This window comes from Vibrio sp. 10N.261.52.C2, assembly GCF_041471425.1.
In the GTDB taxonomy this organism is placed as follows: Bacteria; Pseudomonadota; Gammaproteobacteria; order Enterobacterales; family Vibrionaceae; genus Vibrio; species Vibrio crassostreae_C.
Map to the genome: position 1 here is coordinate 1 of NZ_JBFROH010000108.1, position 1,650 is coordinate 1,650.

The 1,650-nt window shown below is 45.2% G+C and carries 1 protein-coding gene and 1 pseudogene; one reads left to right on the top strand and one right to left on the bottom strand.

The genetic code is table 11. The features are described 5' to 3' along the window. Positions 1–82: 82 nt before the first annotated feature. Positions 83–187, bottom strand: a pseudogene (locus tag AB4307_RS21925) (IS3 family transposase); the annotation flags it as partial. Between the two features lie 492 nt (positions 188–679). Here AB4307_RS21925 and AB4307_RS21930 point away from each other — a divergent pair. Next, the coding region (locus AB4307_RS21930; protein ID WP_372133539.1) for a hypothetical protein at positions 680–1,650 on the top strand (971 nt) is incomplete at its 3' end.

Sequence of the window (1,650 nt, forward strand, 5' to 3'; positions counted from 1 at the left end):
ATCTAAGCGGAGAAGAGCCCAACAGTTTATGCGAACTCCGCTCATCTAGGAATGTTCTGCTCCAGCAAGACTGAACACTTCGTTAAGCGACGTTTCGTTGTTCAAAGTTAACTGGGCTTAGATACCCAAGAGCACTGTGTCTTCTCGTCCGATTATAATCTACTTCTATGTACTCGAAGGTTGTCTTGTTGCGGCAGCTACTGCGACTTTCTCTGCTAGCTTCAGAGCCTCTGCTTTAAGTTCAGGGGAATGTTAATTCTAGTTTTCTTAGTTGCCATTGCTCACCTCGTTAGTAATTGTACTCACTTAACTCGATGTCCAAAACTGCTGGGACGGTTCAGTGGCACACCAGTAACTATCCTAAATACTTCATTCCAAGTAGATTTAATAATGCATCTATCAATATTTGATGGAATTATCAAACGTTGGGCTTCCCTGCCTTACTGTTAGCTAAGGTTTGTGCCAGTTTAAGCAATACTAGGTTACACGGGTGTCGATGGCTGTTACGTTTTTCTCATTCATACTGGTGATGTGTGATGTCGCTCTCATCGCACGGGTACTAAACCGTATGCGTAAATGGTATTTTAAGCAGGTATTTTTGCGTCCATATCCCCTCTCTTTGGAATGGTTTTTTGCAAAATCACCCTTATTATCCTCTCGACTATTCACGGAACGACCCATGTTTAGAACACTTTTATCTGGCCTTATTTTGGCCTCTATGGTTGGTTGTGCGCCTCAGTACACCCCAAAAACACCCGAGCAAACGGTTAAAGATAAAACGGTGGAATTTGCCAAGTACGACATCAAGACCATGACCGATTCGCCCCGCTCTCATGCGCAGCAACTTGGTGTGTTGATGACTGGTGAGCGACCGTTTGGTAATAACAACCTTGACGAATTCGCCGATGGCTATATCAGCTGGTCTCGTAAAACCACCCAAGGCTTAAATGCCATTGGCATGGTCATTGGCTCGATTTCAAATGTTGCGGGTTTCACCGCCATTTTGGGTAACTCCGGTAACGGTAAAAAACGCACTCCTAGCTACAATAAAAACCGATTAATGATCATCTCACCCGTCAAGCACTATGACGCCTGCTTAGAAGGCAAGCCAGAGTGTGATCTGTTTGAACTCTTTGAGCAAAACAAGGCGACCTTGGTGTCGATGGCTGAACATGCCTACAACAGCGACCCAAAAGTGGCATCAGTGAAGACCATCGATTCCGTGAAAGAAGGCTTGTTCTCACCAAGCCATTATCAATACATTGCCGTGATGCCGATGGCTGGCAAAGACAATGAGCTGACCTATTGCCTTAAGCCTCAATATCAAGCAGTGCTTGATAGAGTGGAAGAAGAAAAAGGGCCAATCAGCTACCCGCCGCTTGGGTTGGGTTGCTCTGTGATAGTCGATAAGCTTGGCTATATTTACCGCAATGCTGATAGCGATAGCCCCTACCTGCCAAAAGGCGACTTCTTAATACATGAAGCCGGAGTGCCAAATTTCTTCCCTGTTGAAGCGCTCAAAACGGATCAAGACAACGTATTTTTCTACCAGCCATCTGTTGCCTTCCTCGCTGAAGCGCTTGATTTTGACTCTGAATTTGCTGAATACAGAGAGAAGTACCCAGAGGACTTTAAAGAGCACTTTAAGCA